General features: G+C 62.0%; 20 protein-coding genes. 10 read left to right on the top strand and 10 right to left on the bottom strand.

What is annotated here, in order from left to right:
• Window positions 1-85: 85 nt before the first annotated feature.
• Window positions 86-664: a DNA-3-methyladenine glycosylase gene (locus tag LSO07_RS26530; RefSeq protein WP_151097143.1), complete on the top strand. Its 579-nt coding sequence runs from the start codon at window positions 86-88 to the stop codon at window positions 662-664.
• Here LSO07_RS26530 and LSO07_RS26525 read toward each other — a convergent pair.
• Both LSO07_RS26525 and LSO07_RS26520 read right to left on the bottom strand, forming a co-directional pair.
• Complete coding sequence (locus LSO07_RS26525) at window positions 661-2,361, bottom strand: methyl-accepting chemotaxis protein (protein ID WP_151097141.1); 1,701 nt, start codon at window positions 2,359-2,361, stop codon at window positions 661-663. The two genes, LSO07_RS26530 and LSO07_RS26525, sit on opposite strands and share 4 nt — an antisense overlap.
• 68 nt (window positions 2,362-2,429) lie before the next feature.
• Complete coding sequence (locus LSO07_RS26520; protein ID WP_034780434.1) at window positions 2,430-2,888, bottom strand: cache domain-containing protein; 459 nt, start codon at window positions 2,886-2,888, stop codon at window positions 2,430-2,432.
• A gap of 279 nt (window positions 2,889-3,167) precedes the next feature.
• Here LSO07_RS26520 and LSO07_RS26515 point away from each other — a divergent pair, with 279 nt between their 5' ends.
• The 5 genes from LSO07_RS26515 to LSO07_RS26495 all read left to right on the top strand — a co-directional run bounded on the left by LSO07_RS26515 (window position 3,168) and on the right by LSO07_RS26495 (window position 8,883).
• Window positions 3,168-4,532 carry a KamA family radical SAM protein gene (locus tag LSO07_RS26515; protein WP_225317428.1) on the top strand — a complete coding sequence of 455 codons (1,365 nt, stop codon included), beginning with the start codon at window positions 3,168-3,170 and terminating at the stop codon, window positions 4,530-4,532.
• Between the two features lie 2 nt (window positions 4,533-4,534).
• On the top strand, window positions 4,535-5,875 hold the full coding sequence (locus LSO07_RS26510; protein ID WP_191909768.1) for an MFS transporter: 1,341 nt from the start codon (window positions 4,535-4,537) through the stop codon (window positions 5,873-5,875).
• Entirely contained in the window at window positions 5,820-6,668 is an 849-nt protein-coding gene (locus LSO07_RS26505; protein WP_034746323.1) for a fumarylacetoacetate hydrolase family protein, read from the top strand. The genes LSO07_RS26510 and LSO07_RS26505 overlap by 56 nt, the downstream gene beginning before the upstream one ends.
• A complete protein-coding gene (locus LSO07_RS26500; RefSeq protein ID WP_151097137.1) occupies window positions 6,668-7,234 on the top strand; it encodes a carboxymuconolactone decarboxylase family protein in 567 nt (188 codons plus the stop codon). Before LSO07_RS26505 ends, LSO07_RS26500 begins: the two co-directional genes overlap by 1 nt.
• Window positions 7,235-7,329: 95 nt before the next feature.
• On the top strand, window positions 7,330-8,883 hold the full coding sequence (locus LSO07_RS26495) for a S1C family serine protease (protein ID WP_225317427.1): 1,554 nt from the start codon (window positions 7,330-7,332) through the stop codon (window positions 8,881-8,883).
• A 56-nt stretch (window positions 8,884-8,939) separates the two neighbouring features.
• On the opposite strand, the gene LSO07_RS26490 is transcribed toward LSO07_RS26495, so the two are convergent.
• The 3 genes from LSO07_RS26490 to yjgA form a co-directional block, all read right to left on the bottom strand.
• Window positions 8,940-9,608 (bottom strand): alpha/beta hydrolase, encoded by a 669-nt coding sequence (locus LSO07_RS26490; protein WP_151097135.1) that lies wholly within the window; start codon window positions 9,606-9,608, stop codon window positions 8,940-8,942.
• Window positions 9,605-10,234, bottom strand: a complete 630-nt coding sequence (gene mog, locus LSO07_RS26485) for a molybdopterin adenylyltransferase (RefSeq protein WP_099394915.1) — start codon at window positions 10,232-10,234, stop codon at window positions 9,605-9,607. The genes LSO07_RS26490 and mog overlap by 4 nt, the downstream gene beginning before the upstream one ends.
• 73 nt (window positions 10,235-10,307) lie before the next feature.
• Complete coding sequence (yjgA, locus tag LSO07_RS26480) at window positions 10,308-10,907, bottom strand: ribosome biogenesis factor YjgA (RefSeq protein WP_070281632.1); 600 nt, start codon at window positions 10,905-10,907, stop codon at window positions 10,308-10,310.
• A gap of 92 nt (window positions 10,908-10,999) precedes the next feature.
• Between yjgA and pmbA the strand changes: the two genes are divergently transcribed.
• Entirely contained in the window at window positions 11,000-12,352 is a 1,353-nt protein-coding gene (gene pmbA / locus LSO07_RS26475; protein WP_034780420.1) for a metalloprotease PmbA, read from the top strand.
• Window positions 12,353-12,418: 66 nt separating this feature from the next.
• Here the strand turns inward: pmbA and LSO07_RS26470 are convergent, their stop codons facing one another.
• Window positions 12,419-13,420 (bottom strand): hypothetical protein, encoded by a 1,002-nt coding sequence (locus LSO07_RS26470; RefSeq protein ID WP_143450383.1) that lies wholly within the window; start codon window positions 13,418-13,420, stop codon window positions 12,419-12,421.
• A gap of 398 nt (window positions 13,421-13,818) precedes the next feature.
• Between LSO07_RS26470 and LSO07_RS26465 the strand changes: the two genes are divergently transcribed.
• On the top strand, window positions 13,819-16,230 hold the full coding sequence (locus LSO07_RS26465) for a TonB-dependent receptor plug domain-containing protein (protein WP_208672437.1): 2,412 nt from the start codon (window positions 13,819-13,821) through the stop codon (window positions 16,228-16,230).
• Between the two features lie 11 nt (window positions 16,231-16,241).
• The gene (locus tag LSO07_RS26460) at window positions 16,242-17,567 is read left to right on the top strand and encodes an aminotransferase class V-fold PLP-dependent enzyme (RefSeq protein WP_151097133.1); all 1,326 of its coding nucleotides are present in this window, start codon (window positions 16,242-16,244) and stop codon (window positions 17,565-17,567) included.
• 43 nt (window positions 17,568-17,610) lie between these two features.
• On the opposite strand, the gene LSO07_RS26455 is transcribed toward LSO07_RS26460, so the two are convergent.
• The 3 genes from LSO07_RS26455 to LSO07_RS26440 all read right to left on the bottom strand — a co-directional run bounded on the left by LSO07_RS26455 (window position 17,611) and on the right by LSO07_RS26440 (window position 22,137).
• Complete coding sequence (locus tag LSO07_RS26455) at window positions 17,611-18,720, bottom strand: cytochrome-c peroxidase (RefSeq protein ID WP_225317426.1); 1,110 nt, start codon at window positions 18,718-18,720, stop codon at window positions 17,611-17,613.
• A gap of 223 nt (window positions 18,721-18,943) precedes the next feature.
• The gene (locus LSO07_RS28410; protein ID WP_151097129.1) at window positions 18,944-20,641 is read right to left on the bottom strand and encodes a methyl-accepting chemotaxis protein; all 1,698 of its coding nucleotides are present in this window, start codon (window positions 20,639-20,641) and stop codon (window positions 18,944-18,946) included.
• 371 nt (window positions 20,642-21,012) lie between these two features.
• Window positions 21,013-22,137 (bottom strand): M14 family metallopeptidase, encoded by a 1,125-nt coding sequence (locus LSO07_RS26440; protein WP_034746346.1) that lies wholly within the window; start codon window positions 22,135-22,137, stop codon window positions 21,013-21,015.
• Window positions 22,138-22,278: 141 nt separating this feature from the next.
• Between LSO07_RS26440 and LSO07_RS26435 the strand changes: the two genes are divergently transcribed.
• Window positions 22,279-22,539: a hypothetical protein gene (locus LSO07_RS26435; protein WP_151097127.1), complete on the top strand. Its 261-nt coding sequence runs from the start codon at window positions 22,279-22,281 to the stop codon at window positions 22,537-22,539.
• A gap of 111 nt (window positions 22,540-22,650) precedes the next feature.
• On the opposite strand, the gene paaX is transcribed toward LSO07_RS26435, so the two are convergent.
• Window positions 22,651-23,580 (bottom strand): phenylacetic acid degradation operon negative regulatory protein PaaX, encoded by a 930-nt coding sequence (gene paaX / locus LSO07_RS26430; RefSeq protein WP_151097125.1) that lies wholly within the window; start codon window positions 23,578-23,580, stop codon window positions 22,651-22,653.
• Window positions 23,581-23,759: the final 179 nt, after the last annotated feature.

The raw sequence follows: 23,759 nt of genomic DNA, 5'->3' as shown, positions 1-23,759 counted from the left end.
ATATTCATGATGAAAAGATCAAGTTGTATTTGTTTTCAAGGTGGGGCAAGGCGTGCGGCGGGATGTGCGGCAGTACAATTGCCGGATGAAAAAAATCCTTGCGGGTATCGATTTTGCGGACGATTCCAGCAGCGTGGCGCGCCAGCTGATCGGCGTGACCGTGCTGGTCGACGGCATCGGCGGGCGTATCGTGGAAACGGAAGCGTATGACCGGCTGGACCCCGCTTCGCACACGTATGGGGGCATGACGCCGCGCAATGCGGCCATGTTCGGCCCGCCTGCGCACGCCTATGTCTACCGCTCATACGGTATCCACTGGTGCCTGAACTTTGTGTGCCGCGAAGCGGGGCATGGCGCGGGCGTGCTGATCCGCGCCATCGAACCCGTGGCGGGACTCGATGCCATGCGCGAACGGCGCGGCGTCGAGGATGCGCGGCTGCTGTGCTCGGGGCCGGGCAAGGTGTGCCAGGCGCTCGGCGTGAGCCATCTGCAAAACCGCCTGGCGCTCGATGCCCCGCCGTTCATGCTGCTGGCCCGCGAGGAAGAGGTGACGGTGCAGGCGGGCTCGCGCATCGGCATTTCCAAGGCGATGGACACGCCGTGGCGTTTCGTGCTGGCCGGTTCGCGCTATCTGAGTAAACCGATGCGCGTGCCCGCCATCTAGCTGCGCTGGCGCCGCGAGGCATCCTTGGCGCCAGGCCGGCCGGGTATGCCGCGTAGCGGGCTGCGCGGCGCGCGCCGGTCCGTTCCCGCGACGGGGCTGGCCGGATGCCGGAATGCCTCGTCTTCGGTGTGGCCTGTCGGCGCGGCGGGCAGCTCGTCCAGGGTGAACACGGCCACGGCCGCCGACAATTTGACGGCCTGGTCCTGCAAACTGGCCGCTGCCGCCGCCGCCTGTTCCACCAGGGCCGCATTTTGCTGGGTGACGTCATCCATTTGCGCGACGGCCTGATTCACTTCCGTGATGCCCGAGGCCTGTTCCGCGCTGGCCTGTTTCACGCGCTGGATGATCTCGTTGACTTGCTGCACCGAGGCAACGATGGCGTCCATGCTGTCGCCCGCCTGCTGCACGGCCACGCTGCCGCCATCGATGGTAGTGACCGAGGTGGCGATCAGGGTCTTGATTTCCTTGGCCGCCTGGGCCGAGCGCTGCGCCAGGGTGCGTACTTCGGACGCCACTACGGCAAAGCCGCGGCCCTGTTCGCCCGCGCGCGCCGCTTCCACTGCCGCATTCAGCGCGAGGATATTGGTCTGGAAGGAAATACTATCGATCACGCCGATAATGTCCACGATCTGGCGCGAATTGGCCCGTATTGTCGCCATCGTCGTCACGGCTTGCTGCATCGACTCGCCCCCTTGCACGGCCAGGGTCGATGCTTGCCCCGCCAGCTCGCAGGCCAGCTGGGCGTTGTCGGCGTTGTCATTCACGGCTTGCGTCAGCGTTTCCATGGCGCTCGACGTTTCTTCCAGCGAACTGGCCTGCATTTCCGTGCGCGCCGACAGATCCAGATTGCCGGTGGCAATTTCGCGCGACGCCGTGTCGATCGATTGCACGGCGCCCATGATGGTGCGCAAGGTCTGGTTCAGGTGGGCGATGGTCTGGTCCAGCACGCGCGACGTGGCGGCGATTTCGTCATTGCCTTGCTTGGGCGCGCCGGCCATCAGCTTGCCCGCCGCCAGGTCTTGCACGGCGTCGGCAATGCCGCGGATTTCCACCAGCATGGCGCGCCGCACCAGCATGGTCACCACGATGGAGACGAGGATCGACAGCAGCACCGTCAACAGCAGGCTCCAGCCCAAGGTGCGGAATTCGGCGCTGGCCGTCGCATGGGCCTGGCTGCTGAGCGTCGTTTCCAGGGCGGACAGTTGTGTCAGCTGCGTATTGAACTGGACGAATTGGGTTTCCGCCTTGAGCATGGAATTGGTGGCGATCGACTGGTCCATCTGCGCCATTTCCATGGTTTCCAGCACCGCCTTGCGATAGCCGGCCAGGGCCGTGATGGCCGCATCGACCAGGGTGCGTTCGGCGCCCGTGGCCGTGGCGCGCAGCGTGGCCAGCTGGGTGCCGATGGCCGCATGGCGCGCCTTGATCTGTTGCTCCAGCGTATCGAGGCGGGCCTTGGCGAAGCTGCCATTCGTCCACGACAGCAACTGGTACATATTGCCGTGCACATGCCTGGCCTCGCCTAGTACGTCGGCGGCCGCCTTCAAATGCGTGATGCGTACCCGTACCATGTTTTCCAGCGAGGCATTTTGTCGCACCATGCCATACCAGGCGCCGGTCGAGCTGAGTATCAGCAGCAGCAGGACCAGGGTGGGCGCCAGCAATAATTTTGGTCCGATGCGTAATCGATTGAGCATGCTTGACTCCTGGCTATGGCTGTTTCAACCGCAGGCGGCGCGCGGCGTTCGTGCGCGCCGCCCTTGCCCTATTTCTTGTAGATCCCCGCTTCCAGCACCACATCGTTGACGCGCAGGATGTACGTGGTCTTCGGTTCGATCTTGCCGCTGGTTGGGTTCTTGTACTGGTAATCGACCCAGCCCTTGCCCTGCTTTTGCGCCAGCTCGATGATTTCACGGCGATATTTCTTGCCATTCGCGTCAGGGACATCCGTCAAATCCTTGCCCACGATGGAAGGATTGATGGGGTGGGCCAGCACGATGCCCGTCTTGATGTCGCGCATGTCCACATACAGCGAGCCCTGCACGAAGTCCGGGTCTTTCGCCGTGATTTTCTTCATCATTTCTTCCTTGCCATGCGCCTTCATGAAGGCGGCACCCCGTTCGGCCATGGCGATGGCGTCTTTTTCCGTTGGTTCAACCGCGGCGCTGACGCTGCCGCCGGCAAATGCCAGGCACAGCAGGCTACCCGTGAATAAGCGTTTCATGAAAGCTCCTTGTGGTATCGAGGGATGTGTTGCCAAGTCGTAATTTACGTCGCCGGCGGTCCCATCAAATTGCGATGGAACAAACTACAGTGTTGCTTGTAGGCAGCATGCAACGTATCGACTGCTTGTTGATATGTAGCAATTTGGTTCCAAGCAGCAAGAACTATGATGACTTTCACAGCATGCCGAGCTGGCCTGGCATGGGGGAAGAGGCCGGAATTGGCCGATATGGAGCTGGTTTCATGAAAGTTATCGCTATTTACAGGCAAGGAGCAGATCGTGTCCGCACCCATTACCGAGCCGTTTTCACCCAAGTTCAAGCCGTATACGCGGCACACCATTCAACAGGCGCGGCAGTGGGAATGGCTGCCGGAAGAGCAGCGCGAAGCCGTGCAAGTGGTGTCGCACGTCTTGCCATTTCGCACCAATGCCTATGTGCTCGATCAGTTGATCGACTGGAACAACATCCCGGACGACCCCATCTACCGCCTCGTCTTCCCGCACCGCGACATGCTGCCGCCCGAGCAGTACGCGCACTTGCGCGAGCTGGTGCTGGTGCAGCGCGACAAGGCGGCCATCGACGCCTATGTGCATGGCTTGCGCCTGGGCATGAATCCCCATCCGGCCGGCCAGATGACGCACAACGTGCCCCGGGTCAACGATGCGCCCGTGCGCGGCTTGCAGCATAAATATGCGCAAACGGTGCTGTTTTTTCCCAGCGCGGGGCAGACCTGCCACGCGTATTGCACCTTCTGCTTCCGCTGGCCCCAGTTCGTCGGCATGGACGACATGAAGTTTGATGCGCACGAGTCGCATGAGCTGGCCGCCTACCTGCAACTGCATCCGGAAGTGACGGACGTGCTGATCACGGGCGGCGACCCGATGATCATGAATACGCGGCAACTGGCTGCCTACCTGGAGCCGCTGCTGGCGCCGGGCCTGGAACATATCCAGAACATCCGCATCGGCACCAAGGCGGTGGCGTATTGGCCGCAGCGCTTTGTCTCGGACCGCGATGCGGACGACTTGATGCGCCTGTTCGAGCGCATCGTCAAGGCGGGCAAGAACCTGGCCGTGATGGGCCATTACAGCCATGCCGTCGAGTTGCGCCAGGACATCGCCCAGCAAGCCGTGAAACGCATCGTCTCCACGGGGGCCACCTTGCGCATGCAGGGGCCGCTGATTCGCCACATCAATGAAGACCCGGCAAGCTGGGCCGAGTTGTGGCAGACGGGCACGCGCCTGGGGGCGATTCCGTATTACATGTTTGTCGAACGGGACACGGGCCCGCGCGCCTATTTCGAGTTGCCCCTGGCGAAGGCGCACGAGATTTTCCAGGCCGCCTACCAGATGGTGTCCGGCCTGTCGCGCACGGTGCGCGGACCGTCCATGAGCGCGTTTCCCGGCAAGATCGTCATCGACGGCATCGTCACCATCCATGGCGAAAAACTGTTTGCCCTGCAATTTTTGCAGGCGCGCAACCCGGACTGGGTGCGCCGGCCGTTTTATGCCAAGTTCGATGCGGAAGCGACGTGGATGGACGATTTGAAGCCAGCCTTTGGCCAGGAAAAATTCTTCTTTGAAACGGATGAACCCGTGCCGCACGTGCCGCATAAAATCATCCGCCTGGCGCAGGCCGCCTGAGCATGCACGGCGCCGGCGGCTCTTCCCGTTCCGGCGTAGCCGTGTTTTGCCTCGTGTTCCTGCCGTTCGCGCTCGGGCATTACCTGTCGTGCCTGTTGCGCGGCGTCAATGCCGTGTTGACGGCGGAATTACTGGGCGCCATCGCCCTGACGCCAGCCCAGCTGGGCCTGCTGACCAGCGCCTTCTTTCTCGCCTTTGCTCTGGTGCAATTGCCAATTGGCATGGCGCTCGACCGCTACGGCCCCCGCACGGTGCAACTGTGGCTGCTGGCGCTGGCCGCCCTGGGCGTGTGGCTGTTCAGCCGGGGCCATAGCTTTACCGAGCTGATGTGGGCGCGCGCCCTGATGGGGGCGGGCCTGGGCGGCTGTTTCATGGCGGCCGTGAAGGCGATCTCGTGCGCCATCGCGCCATCGCGTCTGCCTTCCGTGCATGGCTACCTGATCGCCGTGGGTGGCTTGGGCGCGGCCACGGCCACCATGCCCGTCAAGCTGGCCCTGCACTACACGGACTGGCGCGGCGTGTTCCTGGGCCTGGCGCTGGCGGCGCTGGCCATCGGCTTGCTGATCCGCCTGCTGTCGCCGGCCATGCCCCTGCCTGCCGCGGCCATGAACAAGGTCAGCGTGTGGAGTGTCTACCGTGACCGGGCCTTTCGCCGCACCATCGCGCTGATCCTGTTGCCGCACACGGTGTTCTTTGGCGTGCAAGGCTTGTGGGTGGGGCGCTGGCTGGCCGACGTGGGCGGCATGTCCGATGACAGCGTGGCATATCTGTTGTACCTCGGCATGGCGGCCGTCATCTTCGGCGCCATCGGCATGGGCATGCTGACGGAGTGGGCGGGGCGGCGCGGTATTGCACCCATGCAGGTGGCGGGCGTGGGTATCGTCCTGTTTGTCGCCGTGCAAGTGGCGATGGCATGCAATGTGCTGCCCAGCCTGCCTTTGCTATCCGTGCTGTTTACCTTGCTGGGTACGGTGACAGGGCTCGAGTATGCGATCGTCGCGCAAAGCATGCCGGCCAGCTTGACGGGCAGGGCGGCCACTTGTCTCAATCTGCTCATTTTCACTGGCGCCTTCCTGGTGCAGGCGGGCTTTGGCTTGATCCTCGGCTGCTGGCCACTGAACAGCCAGCAGCAGTATCCGCCGCAGGCTTACCAGGCGGCGTTTGGCGTGCTGGCGGCCTTGCAACTGCCGGGACTTGCGATGTTTTTCATTCACCGCTGCTGGCGTGCCGGACCATCCGGTAAAATGGCAGCCTGCACAGCGGCAATGATCAACTCCAAGGAAGACTATGAAACTCGTTCGTTATGGACGTCCAGGCAAGGAAAAACCGGGCCTGATCGATGAAGAAGGCAAACTGCGCGACCTGTCCGGCGTGATTGCCGATATTGACGGCGCGCAACTGTCCGACAAGGCACTGCGCAAGCTGGCCAAGCTGGACGAAAAGACGCTGCCCCTGGTGCGCGGCAATCCACGCTTCGGCGTGCCGCTGGCGAAAGTCGGCAAGTTCATCGGCATCGGCCTCAATTACGCGGATCACGCGGCCGAGTCCGGCATGGCTATCCCGGCCGAGCCCATCGTCTTCATGAAGGCCATTACTTGCCTGAATGGCCCGGATGACAATGTCGTGCTGCCAAAAGGCTCGAAAAAGACGGATTGGGAAGTGGAGCTGGGCGTGATCATCGGCACGCGCGCGCAATACGTGAGCGAAGAGGATGCCCTGAAATACGTGGCCGGTTACTGCGTCGTCAACGACATTTCCGAGCGCTCATTCCAGCTGGAGCGGGGCGGCCAGTGGGACAAGGGCAAGGGCTGCGACACCTTCGGCCCCGTCGGCCCGTGGCTGGTGACGCGCGATGAAGTCATCGACGAGCAAGATCTGGACCTGTACCTGGAAGTCAACGGCAAGCGCATGCAGACTGGCAATACGCAAACCATGATCTTCACGGTGGCGCAGATCGTCAGCTACCTGTCGCAATTCATGACCCTGGAACCGGGCGACGTCATCGCCACGGGTACGCCGCCGGGCGTGGGCCAGGGCCGCAAGCCGCAGCGCTTCCTGAAGAAGGGCGACAGCATGCGCCTGGGTATCGCCGGCCTCGGCGAACAGCAACAGGACGTGGTCGCCTGGACTGCCTGATGGCCGGTAGCGATATCGACCGTTTGCCGCCGCTGCCGCTGAACCAGCTCGACGCCCAGCAGCGCGCGGCCGCGCAAGCCATCATCGATGGTCCGCGCGGTGCGCTGTACGGCCCTTTCGTGCCGCTGATCCGCAGTCCCGAACTGATGGAAATGGCGCAGCGCATGGGCGAATATTTGCGCTACCGCAGCGCCATCGGCACGCGGCTGTCGGAACTGGCGATCCTGGTGACGGCGCGCCAGTGGGACCAGCAAGTCGAATGGGCCATCCACGCGCCGCTGGCCGTGCAGAACGGCATCGCGCAAGCGGCCGTGGACGCCATTGCCGCGCGGCGCATGCCGCTTGCCCTGAAAGAAGATGAGCAAGCCGTGCACGACTTCTGCGTCGAGTTGCAGCAGAACAAGCGCGTCAGCGATGCCACGTATGCGCGGGCGCTGGCGCTGTTTGGCGAGCACGGCGTGGTCGACTTGATGGGTATCAATGGCTACTACACCTTCCTGGCCATGGTGATGAATGGCGCGCAGACGGCCGTGCCGGCATTGGGCGTGCCGCCCATGCCCGCCTGATGAGAGGAGTTTTTCTGGGAAAGATGGACAAAGTGTAATGAAGTTGCAATTATTCAATATATAATTTTACTTCCTTTCCATTGCCAACAAGCTCAATGAAAACTCGTCCGTGCTTTACCCTGATGGGCCGCGCCTTCCTGGCGCTGGCCCTTTCTTTTTGCCCCTTGATGACGGTGCGTGCGCTTGCCGCCGAGACGGCCGCCAGCGCCAGCGCTTCCGCCCTGGAAAATTCCGTCGTCAAGGTGTTTTCCACCCTGCGCGGGCCCGATCCGTATAAACCGTGGAGCAAGGCGGCGCCGCAAGAAGTGACGGGCTCCGGCGTCGTCATCGAAGGCCGCCGCATCCTCACCAATGCGCATGTGGTCGGCTATGCCAGCCAGGTGCAGATCCAGGCGAATGGCGCGGGCGACAAGATCCCGGCGACCGTGCTGGCCATCTCGCGCGGCATGGACCTGGCCTTGCTGAAAATCGATGACGACAGTTTTTTCGCCAGCCACAAAGCGGTGCCGCGCGCGAATGTCTTGCCGGACGTGCGCGATGCCGTGCTGGCGTATGGCTATCCGACGGGCGGCACGTCCTTGTCGATCACCAAGGGCATCGTCTCGCGTATCGAATTCGTGCGCTACAACTTTCCTGTCTCCGGCCTGCGCATCCAGATCGATGCGGCCATCAACCCGGGCAATAGCGGCGGCCCCGTGATTGCCGGCGACAAGATGATCGGCCTGGCCTTTGCCGGCATGCTCAATGCGCAAAACATCGGCTACATCATCCCCAACGAGGAAATCGAGCTGTTCCTGCGCGACCAGGACAGTGGCGCGCCCAAGGGCAAGCCGGCCATGCGTGACGTGACGCAAACGCTGGAAAATCCGGCGCTGCGCACCTACCTGAAGCTGGCCAAGGGCGTCGAGGGTGCCGTCGTGATGTCGCCGGCCAGCAAGGATGCCGCCTATCCGCTCAAGGAGTGGGATGTCATCACGCATATCGGCGATTTTCCCATCGATAACCAGGGCATGGTCAAGCTGAATGCCAACAGCCGCGTGCGTTTCCAGTACCGGGTGCAGCAGCTGGCGAAAGATGGCGAACTGCCGTTGACGGTGGTGCGCCAGGGCGCGCCCCTGAAAATCAAGGTGCCCGTCTCTGCCGCGCACCCGATGCTCATTGCCGGCCTGCAGGGCAATTACCCATCCTATTTCATCTTCGGTCCCATGGTGTTTTCGCGCGCCACCACGGAATTCATGGCGGCGCCGAATGGCAACCCAACGATTTTGGGCGGCATGGCGTTTGCCGGCAATCCGCTGGCCACGCGGCGCGGCGATGCGCCCGATAGCGAGCGCGAAGAGCTGGTGGTGATCGCCGCGCCGTTCTTCCCGCACAAGCTGATGAATGGCTACAGCACCCGTTTCTTCTCGGTCGTCGATTCCGTCAATGGCGTGCGCGTGCGCAGCCTGGCGCACCTTGTGGCCTTGCTGCGCGACCAGACGGATGAGTTGCTGACGTTCCGTTTCCAGCAGCGCGATGCGGAATTGGTCGTCGTGCCCCGCAAGGACATGCTGGCAGCGACGGAATCGATACTGACGGATAACGGCATCCGCTCGGAAGCCTCGCCCGACATGCTGAAAATCTGGAATGAAAAAACGCCGGCGAACTGATCGTTCCCGGCGTTTGGCAAGACAACAGGCGCGGCGCATACCGCGCCTGTTTTGTTTTATGCCAGCACTTTTTTCAGCCACGCACCGATGGCGTCGATCTCTTCCTGGCACAGCGAGTGCTGCATCATGTACTCGTGCCATTCCACCTTGTAACCCATGCCGGTCAGCAAGTCGCGCGACTGCTGCGCGCGGGCGATCGGCACCACGGGATCGGCCGTGCCGTGAACCATGAAGATCGGCGTCTGCAGGCTTGCCGGCGTGCGTTCGGCCGCCGTCTTGTCGGCCAGCGGCAGATAGCCGGACAGGCACATCAGGCCGGCCAGCGGTTCCGCGTGGCGCAAGCCCGTTTGCAAGGTCATGGCGCAACCTTGCGAGAAGCCGGCCAGGATGATGCGGCTGGCGGGAATGCCGCGCGCCTTTTCGCGCGCGATCAGCACTTCGACCTGTGCCTGCGAGGCGCGCAAGCCGCCTTCATCTTCGCGGCGGACGAGGTCGCTCACGAGGATGTCGTACCAGGCGCGCATCACGTAGCCGTTGTTGATGGTGACGGGCATGGTGCCGGCGCTGGGGAAGATGAAGCGGATGGCGGGGCAGCCGCGCAAATCGAGTTCTTTCACCAGGGGCACGAAGTCGTTGCCGTCCGCGCCCAGGCCATGCATCCAGATGATGGAGACGGTGGGATTCGGTGCGCTGTCGAGTTCTATGGTTTCCAGCAAGGTACTCATGTATTTTCCTCAGGTAAAGGTTGCGCCGGACGCAGCGCCGATTTGGGACGGAAGGCCTTGCAGATGGCCGGGTCGGTTTCCATGTAGGGGCCGCCGATGAGGTCGATGCAATACGGCACGGCGGCAAAGATACCGTTGACCAGTTGCACGCCGTCGGCATCCTTCAAGCCTTCCAGGGTTTCCTTGATGGCTTTCGGCTGGCCGGGCAAGTTCATGATCAGGGCGGCACGCTCTGGCGTCTCGCGGATCACGGCCACCTGGCGCGAGAGGATCGCCGTCGGCACGAAGCGCAGGCTGATCTGGCGCATCTGTTCGCCGAAACCGGGCATTTCCTTGGTTCCGACGCTGAGCGTGGCATCCGGCGTCACATCGCGCCGCGCCGGGCCCGTGCCGCCCGTCGTCAGGATCAGATGGCAGTGGCTCAGGTCGACCATGTCGATCAGGGTGTTTTCAATTTGCGAGCGCTCGTCCGGGATCAGCCGTTTTTCCAGGCGGAATGGCGTGCGGATGGCGGCGGACAGCCAGCTTTCCAGGGCCGGGATGCCCAGGTCTTCATACACGCCGCCGCTGGCGCGGTCCGAGATCGACACGAGGCCGATAATCAATTCGTCTTCTATCGTGGTCATGGGGCACCTGTCTATGTCGTAAAAAAACCGGGCTGATCCCGGTTTTTGTCAACCCAAGCCCTGGAGCTGGGGTTTATTCGTCTTCTTCTTGCTCAACGTCATCTTCATCGGCATCTTTCTTGCCGCTGTTGTTCTTCTTGGCGATCTCTTTCAAGATCTGGAAGATTTCACGGTAAGCTTTTGGTGGCTTGTTCTCGGCCTGCTCCTTGCGGGCATTGCGGATCAGGGTGCGCAGGTGCTGCACGTCCAGTTCCGGGTTTTCCGACAGCAAGACGGTTAATGCCTTGTCATCCGTCAAGAGTTTGTCGCGGCGGCGCTCCATCGCGTGCATATTGGCCGTGTCGGCTTTCGACAAGCCTTTCCAGCTATCGATGGTGCGTTGGATGGCGGCAACTTCTTCCTCATCCAGGGTACGCATCTTCTTGCCCACGTATTGCAGCTGGCGGCGGCGGCCTTCGTGGTCCTTGATTTGCTGGCATTCGAGAATGGCGTCGCGCACGTCTTCCGGCATCGGGACGCGCTTGACGCGGTCACGTGCCTCATTGACGAGTTCTTCGCCCAGCTTTTGCAGGACGGTCATCTGGCGCTTGAGTTCCGACTTCGAAGGACGTTCATATTCCTGTTCGAATTCGGTCGATTGGAAGCCGCAAGCTCCCCGGTTTGGATTTGGCATGATAAGGCGGGATTGGCCGCGTAGGCCGCACCTGTAAACTGTAAACGACTGCTATGATAACCTTTTTAGCGGCTTTCCGAAGAAAACAGCGCATGAACGACTCCGTATTTACCCATAGTCAAGAGCAATTGCAGCAACTAGCCCGTGATGTGTTGTCTTTTGCGCGGGAAGCGGGCGGCACCGACGCTGCCGTCGAAGTCAGCGAAGGCGGTGGCCTGTCCGTTTCTGTCCGAAAAGGCAAGATCGAGACGATCGAGCAAAACAAGGACAAGGGCATGGGCGTGACCGTGTTTGTGGGCAAGAAGCGCGGCAATGCCAGCACCTCCGATTTCTCGCCGTCCGCCCTGCGCGCCACGGTGGACGCCGCCTACAACATCGCCCGCTTCACGGCCGAGGACGATTGCGCGGGACTGGCCGACGCCGACATGCTGGAAATGGCGCCCCGCGATTTGCAACTGTTCTATCCCTGGCTCATTTCCGCCGAGGAAGCCGTCGTGCTGGCCCAGCGGGCCGAAGCTGCCGCGTTTGCCGTCGATCCGCGCATCACGAACAGCGAAGGCGCCGGTGTGCACGTGCAGCAATCGCACTTTGTGTCCGCCAATTCGCGCGGCTTCATCGGCGGCTACCCGTTTTCGCGCCACACCCTGTCCGTGGCGCCCATCGCCGGCAAGGGCGCCAAGATGCAGCGCGACGACTGGTATTCGTCCGTGCGCGACGCCTCCAAGATGTCGAGCCCGGAAGCCATCGGCCGCTACGCCGCCGAGCGCGCCTTGTCGCGCCTGAACGCGCGCAAGCTGGGCACGCGCACCTGTCCCGTGCTGTTCGAGGCGCCGCTGGCGGCCGGTTTGCTCGGTACCTACGTGCAAGCGACCTCGGGCGGCGCCCTGTACCGCAAGTCCACTTTCCTGAACGATTCCCTGGGCACGCAAGTGTTGCCGTCGCACGTGCAGATCTTCGAAGACCCGCACGTGATCGGCGGCGTCGGTTCGGCCCCGTTCGATGAAGAGGGCGTGAAAACCGTCAGCCGCGACGTCGTCAAGGATGGCGTGGTGCAAGGCTATTTCCTGTCGACTTACACGGCCCGCAAACTGGGCATGCAGACGACGGGCAACGCGGGCGGCTCGCACAATCTGTACCTGACCTCGAAGCAGACGGCCGCCAGCGACGATTTTAGTGCCATGTTGAAAAAGCTGGGCACGGGCTTGCTGGTGACGGAACTGATGGGGCAAGGAACCAATTACGTGACGGGCGACTATTCGCGCGGCGCCTCCGGTTTCTGGGTGGAAAATGGCGTGATCCAGTATCCGGTGGAAGAAATCACCATCGCCGGCAACATGAAGGACATGCTGCGCAACATCGTGGCCGTGGGCGCCGACGCCTTGCGCCGCGGCACCAAGGAAACCGGCTCCATCCTCATCGAGAGCATGGTGGTGGCGGGCGGTTAAGCCCCGCCCTGACACACCCCGGCCAGCGGCATGGTTGCCGGCAGGCCGGGGGACTACCTTACCGTTCTACGTCGTTTTGACGTTGACGCACATCCACGCAATATTCGAGGCGTCCCAGGTGGCTTTCCAGTTAATTGCCGTCTGGTCCCTGCATGCTTGCTCGGATGCAAATTTGCTATCCTGGTAGCGCTGGTAGACATAGCCGTCTTGCGGACGCCATACGGCGCCGTACCAATAGTTGTTGGCATCGACGGCGGTTCCCAATTGTTCCACCGGTTTATTCAGGACCGTGTTCTTGTAGTCGATCGCGACACTGCCGTCCTCGTTGTAAAGTCGGACCCATGCGGAATTATTCTGCGTGCCGGCCGCATCGACTGGAACGCACATCCGCGTCTTGGTCTTGGACATGCTGCCAGGCATGGTCAGGCAGAAATAGGGATTTGGCGAACCTGCCGCAACCGACCATTCTACATTGGTGGTCGTGGTGGCGCTGGGGTCGCAGTAATTCGCGTACTTCCCCGCTTTGAAACCTTCGACATAGGCCGACGTTTGCACGCCCGAAAAATACGTGCCGGATGCATTGCTGAGAGCGGGCAATGCTTCGTGGCCCGTGACGGACATGCACGCTTTGTAGCCGGCATCGGCATAGCCGAGTGCCATGCCGATGGGCTGCATGTTTGCGTCCAGATGCAGTTTCCAGGTGTTCCGGTATAGCAGCTTGCCGCTGGCATTGCTGCGCAGCAGTGAAATGACTTTGACGGACGCCGCTTGTTGCGATACGCCATTGGTAATGAATGGTGCAGGCTGTCCGAATTCCTGGCTGACGATTAACGTCGCCGACCCCAGATAGCCATCATTGGAGGCCAGATTCGAGATGGTCAGGTCGCTGCCCAGGAATTTCTTTAATGCATCTGCGGCATTGATGGATGCCAGCACCGGTGTCGGTGGCACCACCGGTTTAGGATCCGGATTGCTGCCATTCCCGCCGCTACCTCCGCTACCTCCGCCGCCGCAAGCGGAGAGGGTGAGCAGGCTGACGAGCGCGCACAGTATGGTTTGTTTCTTCATCTTCACAACCTAATATAGCGACAAGCATGCGTGTCGTTGCGCGGTCGCATTATAGGGAGTGTTGATTGTAGGAAATCTATCGAATTGTCTCGTTGTTGCCCCCATTTCCCCTCTCGCTGCCACCGCATGTTTCTCTCTGCGCGCGAATGCAAACTGGCGGTCAGGGGAATGCCAGTCGCCGCCGGCCGCCGGGGCAGTGTGCATGCGGCGGCTTGGTAGTAGTGATCAGCTCGTCATACGGATGAAATATTGCCTTCGTATGATGTCGCCATCTGACGTTATCTGCGCTATTTAGATGCTTTTAATGTAAGTAAGCCGAACTTCGTGATATTTCATGCAAGATGCGAGTCTTGCCGTGACGCGTCGTTGTTGATTCAACCTGCATAGTGACCCTCTCCATGACCTACTCCCGTACCCGCATCGCCCGCGCGGTGGCCCTGTTGTGTGCCATGAACGCCCTGTTCGCCCATCCGGCCCAAGCTTATGGCGCCGCGCCCGCTGCGCCAGCTTCCGCCAGCGACGCCAGTGAAGCCCCGCAAGCCGTGATCGTCACGGGCACGCGCGGCAGCAACCGCACGCAGTTCGACACCATGGCGCCCGTGGATGTGTTCAACCGCGAAGATATCGGCGCCGTTGAATCGTCGGACTTGAACGATGTGCTGGCGCAACTTGTGCCTTCATATGTGGTGCAGCGTCTGCCGATGGCTGACGGGCAAGTGTTCGTGCGTCCCGCCACCTTGCGCGGCCTGTCGCCGGACCAGACGCTGGTGCTGGTCAATGGCAAGCGTTTCCACCGCAGCGCCTTGCTCGGCGCGCGCGGTGCGCAGGCGCCGGACCTGGCGCAGATTCCCGTCTCCGCCATCAAGCGCATCGAGGTGCTGCGCGACGGCGCTTCCGCCCAGTACGGCTCCGACGCGATTGCCGGCGTGATCAATATCATTCTCGACGATACGCTCGGCACGGAGGTCTCCTTGCACCATTCGCAATATTCGGAAGGCGACGGCAAGGGCAATGAAGTGAACCTGAAGACGGGCTTTGTCTTTGGCGAGACGGGCAAGGCGACGATTTTCGGCGCGCTGGCCAAGTCCGACCCCACGTCGCGCACGCGCCAGCGGGCCGACGCCATCGCTTTCCAGAATGCGCATCCGGAACTGAAGGTGCCGAATCCCGTGCAGCGCTGGGGCCAGCCTGAACTCGACAGCAAGCGCATCGGCTTCAACGCCAGCATGGCCCTGTCCGACACGACGGAACTGTACGGTTTCGGCCTGTTCAGCCGCAGTGACGGCACCTCGGATTTCAACTGGCGCAATCCCGATACCAGCACGGGCGCGTATAAAACCAGCAGCCTGTTCCCTGGCTGGGACTTGCGCAGCATCTATCCGCTGGGCTTCAGCCCCAGCTATTCGAACGAGCAGGATGATGTACAGGTGGTGGCCGGCGTGCGAGGCCATTTCAACGACCGCTTCGGCTGGGACGTGAGCGCGTCCTGGGGGCGCAACCGCATCGATTACAAGCTGGCCAATTCCATCAACGCCTCGATGGGACCTGGCAGCCCGACGTCGTTTTACCTGGGCCAGTTGTCGCAGGTGGAAAAGATTCTCAACGCCAACTTCAACTATGAATTGCCCGTAGCGTCTCTGCCGCAACCGGTCAACATCGCCTTCGGCGCGGAGGCGCGCAATGAAACCTATGGCGTGAAGGCGGGCGACGTGGCGTCCTGGACGGTGGGGCCGGGCGCGGCCATCGGCCTCGACGCGAATGCGAATGGCGCGCCAGGCTTCAGCAACCGCCAGGCGGGCAGCTGGGGCCAGGACAGCTATGCGGCCTACCTGGACGTGGAAGTGCCCGTCACGAAGGCCCTGAGCCTGGGCGGCGCGGCCCGCTATGAACATTTCTCGGAATTCGGCAGCACCGTCAACGGCAAGTTGTCGGCCCGCTATGCCTTGAGCGAAGACATGGCCTTGCGCGGTTCCTATTCGACGGGTTTCCGTGCGCCAACGCCGGGCCAGTCGAACACCAACAGCACGAATCAAGGCCTCGACACCAAGACCCTGCTGTTGTTTACCAGCGGCCGCCTGGCCAACAACGATCCGCTGGCCATCCTGCTGGGCGCCAAGGCATTGAAGCCGGAAAAATCGAAGAACCTGTCGCTGGGCTTTACGTGGAAGACGCCGGCGGGCTTCTCCGGTTCCGTCGACGTATATGACATCAAGGTCAGCGACCGCTTCAGCACGTCCGCCGCGTTTGCCGTGCCGGCCGGCGTGGCCAATCCGCTGCGCTATACCTCGGTCAGCTACTTCACGAATGACTTCGACACCACCACGCGCGGCATCGATATCGTCGGCAGCCACCTGAGCCGTATCGGCGACGGCAAGCTGAACCTGACCCTGGCCTACAACTACAACACGACGAAAGTCGACGACGGCAAGTCCAGCCTGGTGACGAATGCGGCCCAGCGCCAGGTCTTCGAGGAGCGCTTGCCGCGCCAGAAAGCCACCATCAGCGGCAACTATGACCTGGGCAACTGGAATACCCTGGCCCGCGTGCGCTATTACGGCGCGTGGACGGACAATTCCGGCAACGCCACGGGCGATATCTTCCAGCGTTTTGGCGCCATGCAATTCCTCGACCTGGCCGCCAGCTACAAGATCAGCGACAAGCAGTCCGTGCGCGTGGGTATCGACAACGTGCTGGACAAGTATCCTGACGAAGCAACCTTCCAGGCCAGCCGCGGTCTGATCTATTCGCGCAATGCGCCGTACGACACGGACGGGCGTAACCTGTACGTCGAGTACAAAGTGAAATTCTAAGGGAGATGACGATGAATCCACAACGCCGCGCCCTGTTGCGCGCGGGTTCGCTGGCGGCAGCGCTGCCCATGGCGGCGGGCGCAGGATCGGCTGCGGCAGCATCTGCCGCCCTGCCTCCGTCCTTGCCATCGGTGCCGGCCGGCACCACGCCGGAAGTCCTGGCCAGCAACCAGGCTTACTGGCAGGCCGTGGCCGCGCAGTACGACACGACCGATGCCATCGTGCAACTCGACAATGCTTTCTGGGGTTCGATGGCCAGGCCCGTGCTGCGCCACTATGAGCAGCAGCTGGCCATGGTCAACCGCGACAACGCCTGGTATGCGCGCATGCGCTTTCCTGCCGACTTCGAGGCGGCGCGCGCGGCGGCGGCCAGGGCGCTGGGCGTGGGCATCGATGAAATCGTGCTGACGCGCGGTGCGACGGAAGCGCTGCAAGTTCTGATCGCCGGCTACAACCGCTTGCGACCGGGCGACACGGTGCTGTACGCGGACATCGATTACGACAATATGATCACCGTCACGCGCTGGCTGCAGCAGCGGCGCGGCGCCCGGGTCGTGTCGATTGCCATGCCGGAACCGTTTACGTATGATGGCGTCATCGCCGCCTATGTTGCTGCCATGGAACGGCATCCGGCGCTGAAACTGATGCTGCTCACGCACGTCAATCACCGCAACGGCATGGTCTTGCCCGTGGCCGAGATCAGCCGCCTGGCACGCGCACGGGGCATCGACGTGATCGTCGATACGGCGCACGGCTTCGGCCAGCTGGACATGACGATTCCTGACCTGCAGGCGGATTTTGCCGGCATCAACCTGCATAAATGGATAGGCGCGCCTGTCGGCGTGGGCGCTGCGTATATAAAGCGGGGCAGGGTGGCCGATATCGACCCGTACATGGGGGAACTGCGGGGAGAAAAGGCGGGCGACGATATCCGCACGCGCGTGCACACGGGCACGGTCAATTTCGCCGCTTATCTGAGCTTGCCGACGGCGCTGGACTTGCATGCGCAGATCGGCGTGGCCAACAAGCAGGCGCGGCTGCGACTGCTGCGCAACCGCTGGGTGGAAGCGGCGCGCACCATCGAAGGCATCGAGGTGCTGGCGTCAGCCGATCCGCGCCTGACGAGCGCCATCGCTTCGTTCCGCCTGAAGGGCAAGACGAGCGTGGCCGACAGCTATGCGCTGTCGAAAAAGCTGGTACAGGAACACGGCATCTTTGCCGTGCCGCGCGACGGTCTCGCTTCCGGCGCTTGCGTGCGCGTGACGCCGGGCATCTTTACGCCCGAGTCGGATCTGGACCGGCTGGTGGAAGCCTTGCGCAAGGTGGCGCGCGGGTAGTTGCCAGGGGTGGGGGCGTTCCGGCGCTGGCACGCCCCACGCTTTACTGCTGGACCTGATAGCCATCCGTCAGGGTGGCCAGAAACTTCACCATGTCCTCGATCTCGCCCGCGGTCAGCGCGGGCGCCATGCCGCGCTTGCGGTCGAACGGCACCTCGCTGACGTTCACATTGGCGCGGTATCTGGTGGGTACGTCATTGAATTTCTGCACTTTCCCCCGCTTGTCGCGCGGATACCATTCTTGCGGATGCGTATCGCGCCGCACATAAAAACGCAGCGCATCCGTCAAGTTGTCGAAGACGCCGTTATGAAAGAATACCTGGCGCGTGGCCACATTGCGCAGGCTGGGCACCTTGAAGGCGCCGCATAAGTCTCTTTTCGTCGCCAGGTCCGTGCGGTCGGGGCCGCACAAACCCAGGTCGAAATAGGTGGGGTCGGCCGTGGCGGGGATGCGCGTATTGCGCGGCACGCCCAGATTGTCGAAACTGAAGTCCGTAAACAAGGGGGGCGCGCCGTGTTCGCCCCGCACGCTGGGGTGGCAGGCGGCGCAATTGCCCTTGCGTTCATCGTTGAACAGGGCCAGGCCCCGCAATTCCGCCAGTTCCAGGGGAACCTTGTTGGCCAGGTAGAGGTCATATTTGGAATCGTAGCGGTGGAAGTCCGGCTCCTCCTGCTGGAATTGCTGTAAGGCATAGGTGATGCGCTTGAATGCCTGTTGTGGTTGAGCAAAGATGGCGTCGCCAAAGACGTGCTGGAATGCTTCCGCGTAACTGCCGTTGCGCAGCCGTTCCACCACTTCATCCGTGCTGGCATTGGCCATTTCGTGCGCCGCCAGGAACGGCCGTTCCGCCTGTTCCGCCAGGCTGGCGGCTCGGCCGTCCCAGTTGATGCCGCCGTTGGGCACGCCTTCCTCATCAAAGCGGAAGGGCGGTGTGTGTTCCAGGTAGCGCAGCGATGGCGTGGCGCGGTAGCCGGGCGCCTGGCCATCGGCGCCGCCCAGTTGCACGGCCAGCTTGTTGCCGGGCGCATAGGCGTGGGCCGGGTCGTGGCAGCTGGCGCACGACTGCTTGCCCGAGGCGGACAGGCTTGCATCGTGGAAGATGCTCCGCCCCAGCTGTGCGGCAGGGCTGAGTTCGGCCGTCGTGCCTGGCATGACGTGCAAGCCAAGAAACAAGAATATGCACACGTGTGCAAGTCGGGTCGGTGAAAATCGCGCCTCAGCGCGTGGCTGGTCTTTGATGGTCATATGCAGGGTAGTGATCGGCAAGTGGAGGGACGGGCAATGCTGCGCCCAGTATAGGCAGCAATGGCCGATGTGGCAACGATTAGCGATGCTGCGCTGCGCCATGGCGGCGCGGCGCTCCGGCTGCGGTCGATCAGTACTGTTCCCATTCTGTTTCCGCCACTGCGGCGGGGACGGCGTGCTTGCGGCTGGCGGGCGCGCTGGCGACGAGACGGGGCTTGTCCACCCTGGCGACAGTGGCGCGTGGCGCGGGACGCGAAGCCGGCACGACGAGCGGCAGCGCTTGCGTGCCGTCGAGCTTGAACACGCTGACGGCCTCGGCCAGGATGCCCGCTTGATCCTGCAGCGCTTCGGACGCGGCGGCCGCCTCTTCCACGAGGGCCGCATTTTGCTGTGTCACGGCATCCATTTCCGTGATGGCCTGGTTGATCTGCTCGATGCCCGCCTCCTGCTCGTTGCTGGCGGACGTGATCTCGGCCATGATGTCGGTTACGCGCCGTACGCTACTGACGATCTCTTCCATGGTGCTGCCAGCCTGGTTCACCAGGGTGCTGCCGAGATTGACCTGGTGCACGGAATCGTCGATGAGGATCTTGATTTCCTTGGCGGCCGAGGCGGAGCGGTGGGCCAGGTTGCGCACTTCCGTGGCGACGACGGCAAAGCCCCGTCCCTGTTCGCCCGCCCTGGCCGCTTCCACGGCCGCATTCAGGGCCAGGATATTGGTCTGGAACGCAATGCCATCGATGACGCCGATGATGTCGACGATTTTCTTCGACGAGGCATTGATGGAATCCATGGTGGTGATCACTTCCGCCACCACTTGCCCGCCCTTGCTGGCCACGCTGGAAGCCGATTGCGCCATCTGGTTGGCCTGGCGTGCGTTCTCGCCGTTCTGCTTGACGGTCGACGTCAGTTCCTCCATCGACGACGCCGTTTCTTCCAGCGAGCTGGCTTGCTGTTCCGTGCGTGACGACAGGTCCATATTGCCGGAGGCGATTTCACGCGAGCCGTGGGCGATGGCATCCGTGCCATGGCGTACGCGGGCCACGATGCCTTGCAGATTGTCGTTCATCTCCTTCAGGGCGCGCAGCAACTGGCCCGTTTCATCGTCGCCGCGCGCGTCGATGCTGCCCGACAGGTCACCGGCCGCCACCCGTTGCGCCACCTTGACGGCTTCGGCTATGGGGCGGCTGATGGAGCGGCTGATCAGCACGGCCAGCGCGATGGCGATGATGGCCGCGGCGACGGACAGCGACAGCGTCAGCATGATGGCCTGGCGCCCGTCGGCGAGGGCTTGCTTGCCTTCGGCGGCCATCAGTGATTCCTGGAAGCCGGCCATGGCTGCCAGTGCCGTCAAGAATTTTTCCTGCGGATAGCGCAACTGCGTCAGCAGGAAGATGCCAGCCGTTTCCGCTTTACCTTCTTGCAACAGCTTGATATTCGCATCGCGCGTCCTGGCATAGCTTTCGCGGCTGGTCGTCACGGCCTGAAACAATTCCTGGCCCTTGGGCGTGTTGACCAGGGTTTTCAGACGCGCCAGCAGTTCCACGTTCTTTTTGGCCGACGCCTGAATCTTGGCCACGGAACTGCTGACTTCGTCGGTATCGTTGGCACCGATGATGGCGTTGCTCAAAAGGCGGGCCTGGATATTGATTTCGGACTGGATCGTATTGGACAGCATGACCTTGACATAGCGGTCGTCGAGGATTTTTTCCGTCGAGGCATTGATGTTGCGGATGCGGCTGATGGAAACAAATGCCACCATGGCAAGCAGGACAATGATCAAGCCGAAACTGAAGGCCAGGCGTGTGCTGATTTTAAGTGTAGACATAGGTCATTCATCCTCGGCGAAAAGCGGAAAGCGTGCGCTTGGCATCGTCCTGCGGACTAGCGGCGTCCGTGCATGACGATGTTGATGCGGTCAGTGTGCGTTACAGAAAGCGTATTCGGCAGGGATAGGGCCGTGGATGGGTATTTCCGGTGGCCGGGAAGTCATGGCGACCCGCCCGGCGGCGTATTGTTGGGGGGGGGCCGCGCGGCGTGGCACGGTCCGATTCTGTTGTTCAGTGTAGGACGATAATTTCTGGCAGGCAAGAAGTTCGGAAAGAAAACAAGCCGGCCAGCAACGCTTGCCGTGCAGCCAAAAAAAAAAGCCCCGGCGAGCGGGGCATGGGGTCAAGCAGGCCGCTTCGGCCCTGGTGCTCAGGCGCGCAAGGTGGACAGGATCGGTTGCAATACGGCAGCACCCAAGGCGGCGCTGCGGGCGCCGCTCCAGCCCGTTTGCGGGTCGGGATCGTTGGCGTTGTCCTTGAACGGCAGTTCCAGGGTCAGCGACAGGCAGCCAAAGGCGTGGGTGATATGGGGCGAACCCATGGTCAGCACTTCCGGCGTGAACGGGCCGTCTTCATAACCGTGTTCATCCTGGAAGTCGGGGCTGGCCACCTTGAAGTCGGCGATGAAGCGGTCTTGCTCGGCCTTTTGTGCCGGCGTGAAATTTTCCAGCGCATCGCTGCCAGCCACGAAGACGTAAGGCAAGCCTTCGTCGCCATGCACGTCGAGGAACAGATCGCAGCCGATTTCATGCATTTTTTGTTTCACCAGGAACACTTCCGGGCTGCGCTCCATCGTCGGCGTCATCCATTCGCGGTTCAGGTTGGCGCCGGCCGCGTTGGTGCGCAGGTTGCCGTGCACGGAACCGTCCGGGTTCATGTTCGGCACCACATAGAATACGGCGTCCTGCAGGCACTGGCGGGCAAACGGATTGGCCTGGTCCAGCAAGGCTTCGAGCATGCCTTCGACAAACCATTCGGCCATCGTTTCACCGGGATGCTGGCGCGCGATGACCCAGACTTTCTTCTCTGCATCGGCGTCGCCGACCACCAGCAGGTTCATGTCGCGGCCTTCCACGGTGCTGCCCAGGTCGATCAGGCGCACCAGCGGCGACGCTTGCGCGCTGTCGATCAGGGCCAGGTGGCGGTCCCATGGATACGGCTCGAAGTAGGCGTAGTACACGCTTTCTTCCTCGGGCGTGTGTTCGATAGTCATCACCGTGCCGTCAAAGCTGGTTGGCACGCGGAACCAGGTTTCGCGGTCGTAGCTGGCCACGGCCTGGTAATCTTTCCAGCCGTCCGGATAGGCCGATTTGCCGGCATTCATGAAGCGGATCGTGCACGCCTCGCCTTGCGCGCCTTGCAGGCGGAAGTAAAACCACTGCGTGATGTCGGCGTGGGAATCCTTGCGGATGTTCAGCTCGATGGATTGGGCATCGTCGGCGCGCAGCACCTCGATCGCGCCGGCGTCGAATTGCTGGCTGATTTTAATGGTCATGAGTGTTCCTGATAAAAACGTATGGGTTTTGCATCGTGTGCAATGGCGCGATGATACCTGTTTTGCGGTGGTCTTTGTGCTGGCGCAAACGACGACGGACTCGCTTTGCTAACGTGATAGCTCCGACACGGGGAGGCCATCATGGATGACAACGGCAAACACATACGCGAACTGGAAAAGAAAATCAGCGCCCTCAGCGATGCCTTGGCGCACCTAGGCAAGGGTACGACCTTGCAGGAATTGCTGCGCGTCATACGTTTCCCCGGCTATACGACGCCGGCCGAATTCACCTTCAATGTCGCCATCCTCGACACCATGCTGGTACAGGCCAATGCGCTGGAAAAGCTGGGACAGGATTTATTGGCAGGGGCCAAGCAGGTCGTCGCCATGAACAAGCAGTGAACGCAGTAGTGAGCAAATCCTGAACGCCTGGAAAATGGCCAGGGCAAGGCGCAGGGCCGCAGGCAGTACGAACGTAGGCCCAGGCCCTGCAATGCCGCCATGGACGTTTTGTCAGGTGTTCAGGCCGCCAAAACGTTCAAAAAACCAGGGCTCCACGTCCGGCGCCTGTTCATCTTCGCGCCGCAGGGTGGCCAGGATATGTTCCTCGGCCGCCGCGTAGGTAAGGCGGTAGAGGTCGCGGGCCAGCGCATACGCTTGCGTGCCGGGCCACGGTTCGGGCAGCAGTTCGACGGGCAGTTGCGGGTCGTGCAACTGCACACGGCGGTAGGCGTGCGTCAGCAGTGAGCGGATGACGAACGCTTGCTCCGCATCGAACACGGGCGCTTCTTGCAGCAGGGTCAGCAGCGGCTGGAAGCTGGCGATGAATTTTTCGTAGCCAGCCATCACTTCCGACAAGTCCCAGCAGTCGCCCACCATGTCACGCAGCGGGCGCGTGCTGACGCCCGGCAACTCTGTAGTGTGGCAAACATACAGCTTGCCCTGCACCTCATTGCGCACGAGGATATCTTCCAATGCTTCCGTATTGCTGGCAGGGTGGCCAAAGATACCCGGTGAAATCAGGCCATAGCCGGCCCACAATAATTCCTTGCGCAGCGCCCCCCGCTCGGCAGCGCCGATGCTGCCGGCCGGCCCGATCACCAGGGTCCAGCTGCCATCCCAGTGCACGACCAGCGGTGCATAGATGCGGCGATAGGCGCGTTCGAAGCGGGCCAGCGCCTCCGGGCGTATCGTATAGGCGCTGCGGCGGCCATCGCGCTGCGAGCTGAGCCAGCCTTCCTGCGCCAGGCGGAACACGCTGGTACGCAACAAACGGTCGTTGACGCCGAATGGCGCCAGCAGTTCGATCAGGCTACCCAGCCAGATGGCGCCGCCGCGCGGCACGATGGCGTCGCCAAAGATGGTCATCACCAGGGACTTCGAGCGCGGTGGGTCGCTTTCCAGGAAATCGGCTATCCATGCCGTGCAGCGGGTGTTCTTCATGTGGTTCCGGTCTGGCCGTGTTGCGGTCGAATCAATAAAAGCAGCAGTTTACTTGGCTGCGCGGGTAGCGCGGCAATAATTTGCCGGAAGCGCTGGTGGCGCTCTGTAGTGTTTTCTCATCAGCAATATCATACGCACAAAAAAGCTGCACAAGATACGAATTTTTAAAATGATTCATA

This window comes from Janthinobacterium sp. PLB04, assembly GCF_021165895.1.
GTDB lineage: Bacteria > Pseudomonadota > Gammaproteobacteria > Burkholderiales > Burkholderiaceae_D > Janthinobacterium > Janthinobacterium lividum.
The sequence above is the reverse complement of the archived record's forward strand: the minus strand, read 5'-3'. Positions and strand labels throughout refer to the sequence as shown.

Bases quoted from the DNA above. Each gene is read 5' to 3' on its own strand.
- paaX (WP_151097125.1), bottom strand. From the start codon at position 23,580: ATGAAGAACACCCGCTGCACGGCATGGATAGCCGATTTCCTGGAAAGC.
- LSO07_RS26520 (WP_034780434.1), bottom strand. From the start codon at position 2,888: ATGAAACGCTTATTCACGGGTAGCCTGCTGTGCCTGGCATTTGCCGGC.
- LSO07_RS26470 (WP_143450383.1), bottom strand. From the start codon at position 13,420: ATGAAGAAACAAACCATACTGTGCGCGCTCGTCAGCCTGCTCACCCTC.
- LSO07_RS26460 (WP_151097133.1), top strand. From the start codon at position 16,242: ATGAATCCACAACGCCGCGCCCTGTTGCGCGCGGGTTCGCTGGCGGCA.
- LSO07_RS26500 (WP_151097137.1), top strand. From the start codon at position 6,668: ATGGCCGGTAGCGATATCGACCGTTTGCCGCCGCTGCCGCTGAACCAG.
- LSO07_RS26435 (WP_151097127.1), top strand. From the start codon at position 22,279: ATGGATGACAACGGCAAACACATACGCGAACTGGAAAAGAAAATCAGC.
- yjgA (WP_070281632.1), bottom strand. From the start codon at position 10,907: ATGCCAAATCCAAACCGGGGAGCTTGCGGCTTCCAATCGACCGAATTC.
- LSO07_RS26440 (WP_034746346.1), bottom strand. From the start codon at position 22,137: ATGACCATTAAAATCAGCCAGCAATTCGACGCCGGCGCGATCGAGGTG.
- LSO07_RS26465 (WP_208672437.1), top strand. From the start codon at position 13,819: ATGACCTACTCCCGTACCCGCATCGCCCGCGCGGTGGCCCTGTTGTGT.
- LSO07_RS26530 (WP_151097143.1), top strand. From the start codon at position 86: ATGAAAAAAATCCTTGCGGGTATCGATTTTGCGGACGATTCCAGCAGC.
- LSO07_RS26490 (WP_151097135.1), bottom strand. From the start codon at position 9,608: ATGAGTACCTTGCTGGAAACCATAGAACTCGACAGCGCACCGAATCCC.
- LSO07_RS26525 (WP_151097141.1), bottom strand. From the start codon at position 2,361: ATGCTCAATCGATTACGCATCGGACCAAAATTATTGCTGGCGCCCACC.
- LSO07_RS26510 (WP_191909768.1), top strand. From the start codon at position 4,535: ATGCACGGCGCCGGCGGCTCTTCCCGTTCCGGCGTAGCCGTGTTTTGC.
- LSO07_RS26505 (WP_034746323.1), top strand. From the start codon at position 5,820: ATGAAACTCGTTCGTTATGGACGTCCAGGCAAGGAAAAACCGGGCCTG.
- LSO07_RS26495 (WP_225317427.1), top strand. From the start codon at position 7,330: ATGAAAACTCGTCCGTGCTTTACCCTGATGGGCCGCGCCTTCCTGGCG.
- LSO07_RS26455 (WP_225317426.1), bottom strand. From the start codon at position 18,720: ATGCCAGGCACGACGGCCGAACTCAGCCCTGCCGCACAGCTGGGGCGG.
- mog (WP_099394915.1), bottom strand. From the start codon at position 10,234: ATGACCACGATAGAAGACGAATTGATTATCGGCCTCGTGTCGATCTCG.
- LSO07_RS28410 (WP_151097129.1), bottom strand. From the start codon at position 20,641: ATGTCTACACTTAAAATCAGCACACGCCTGGCCTTCAGTTTCGGCTTG.
- pmbA (WP_034780420.1), top strand. From the start codon at position 11,000: ATGAACGACTCCGTATTTACCCATAGTCAAGAGCAATTGCAGCAACTA.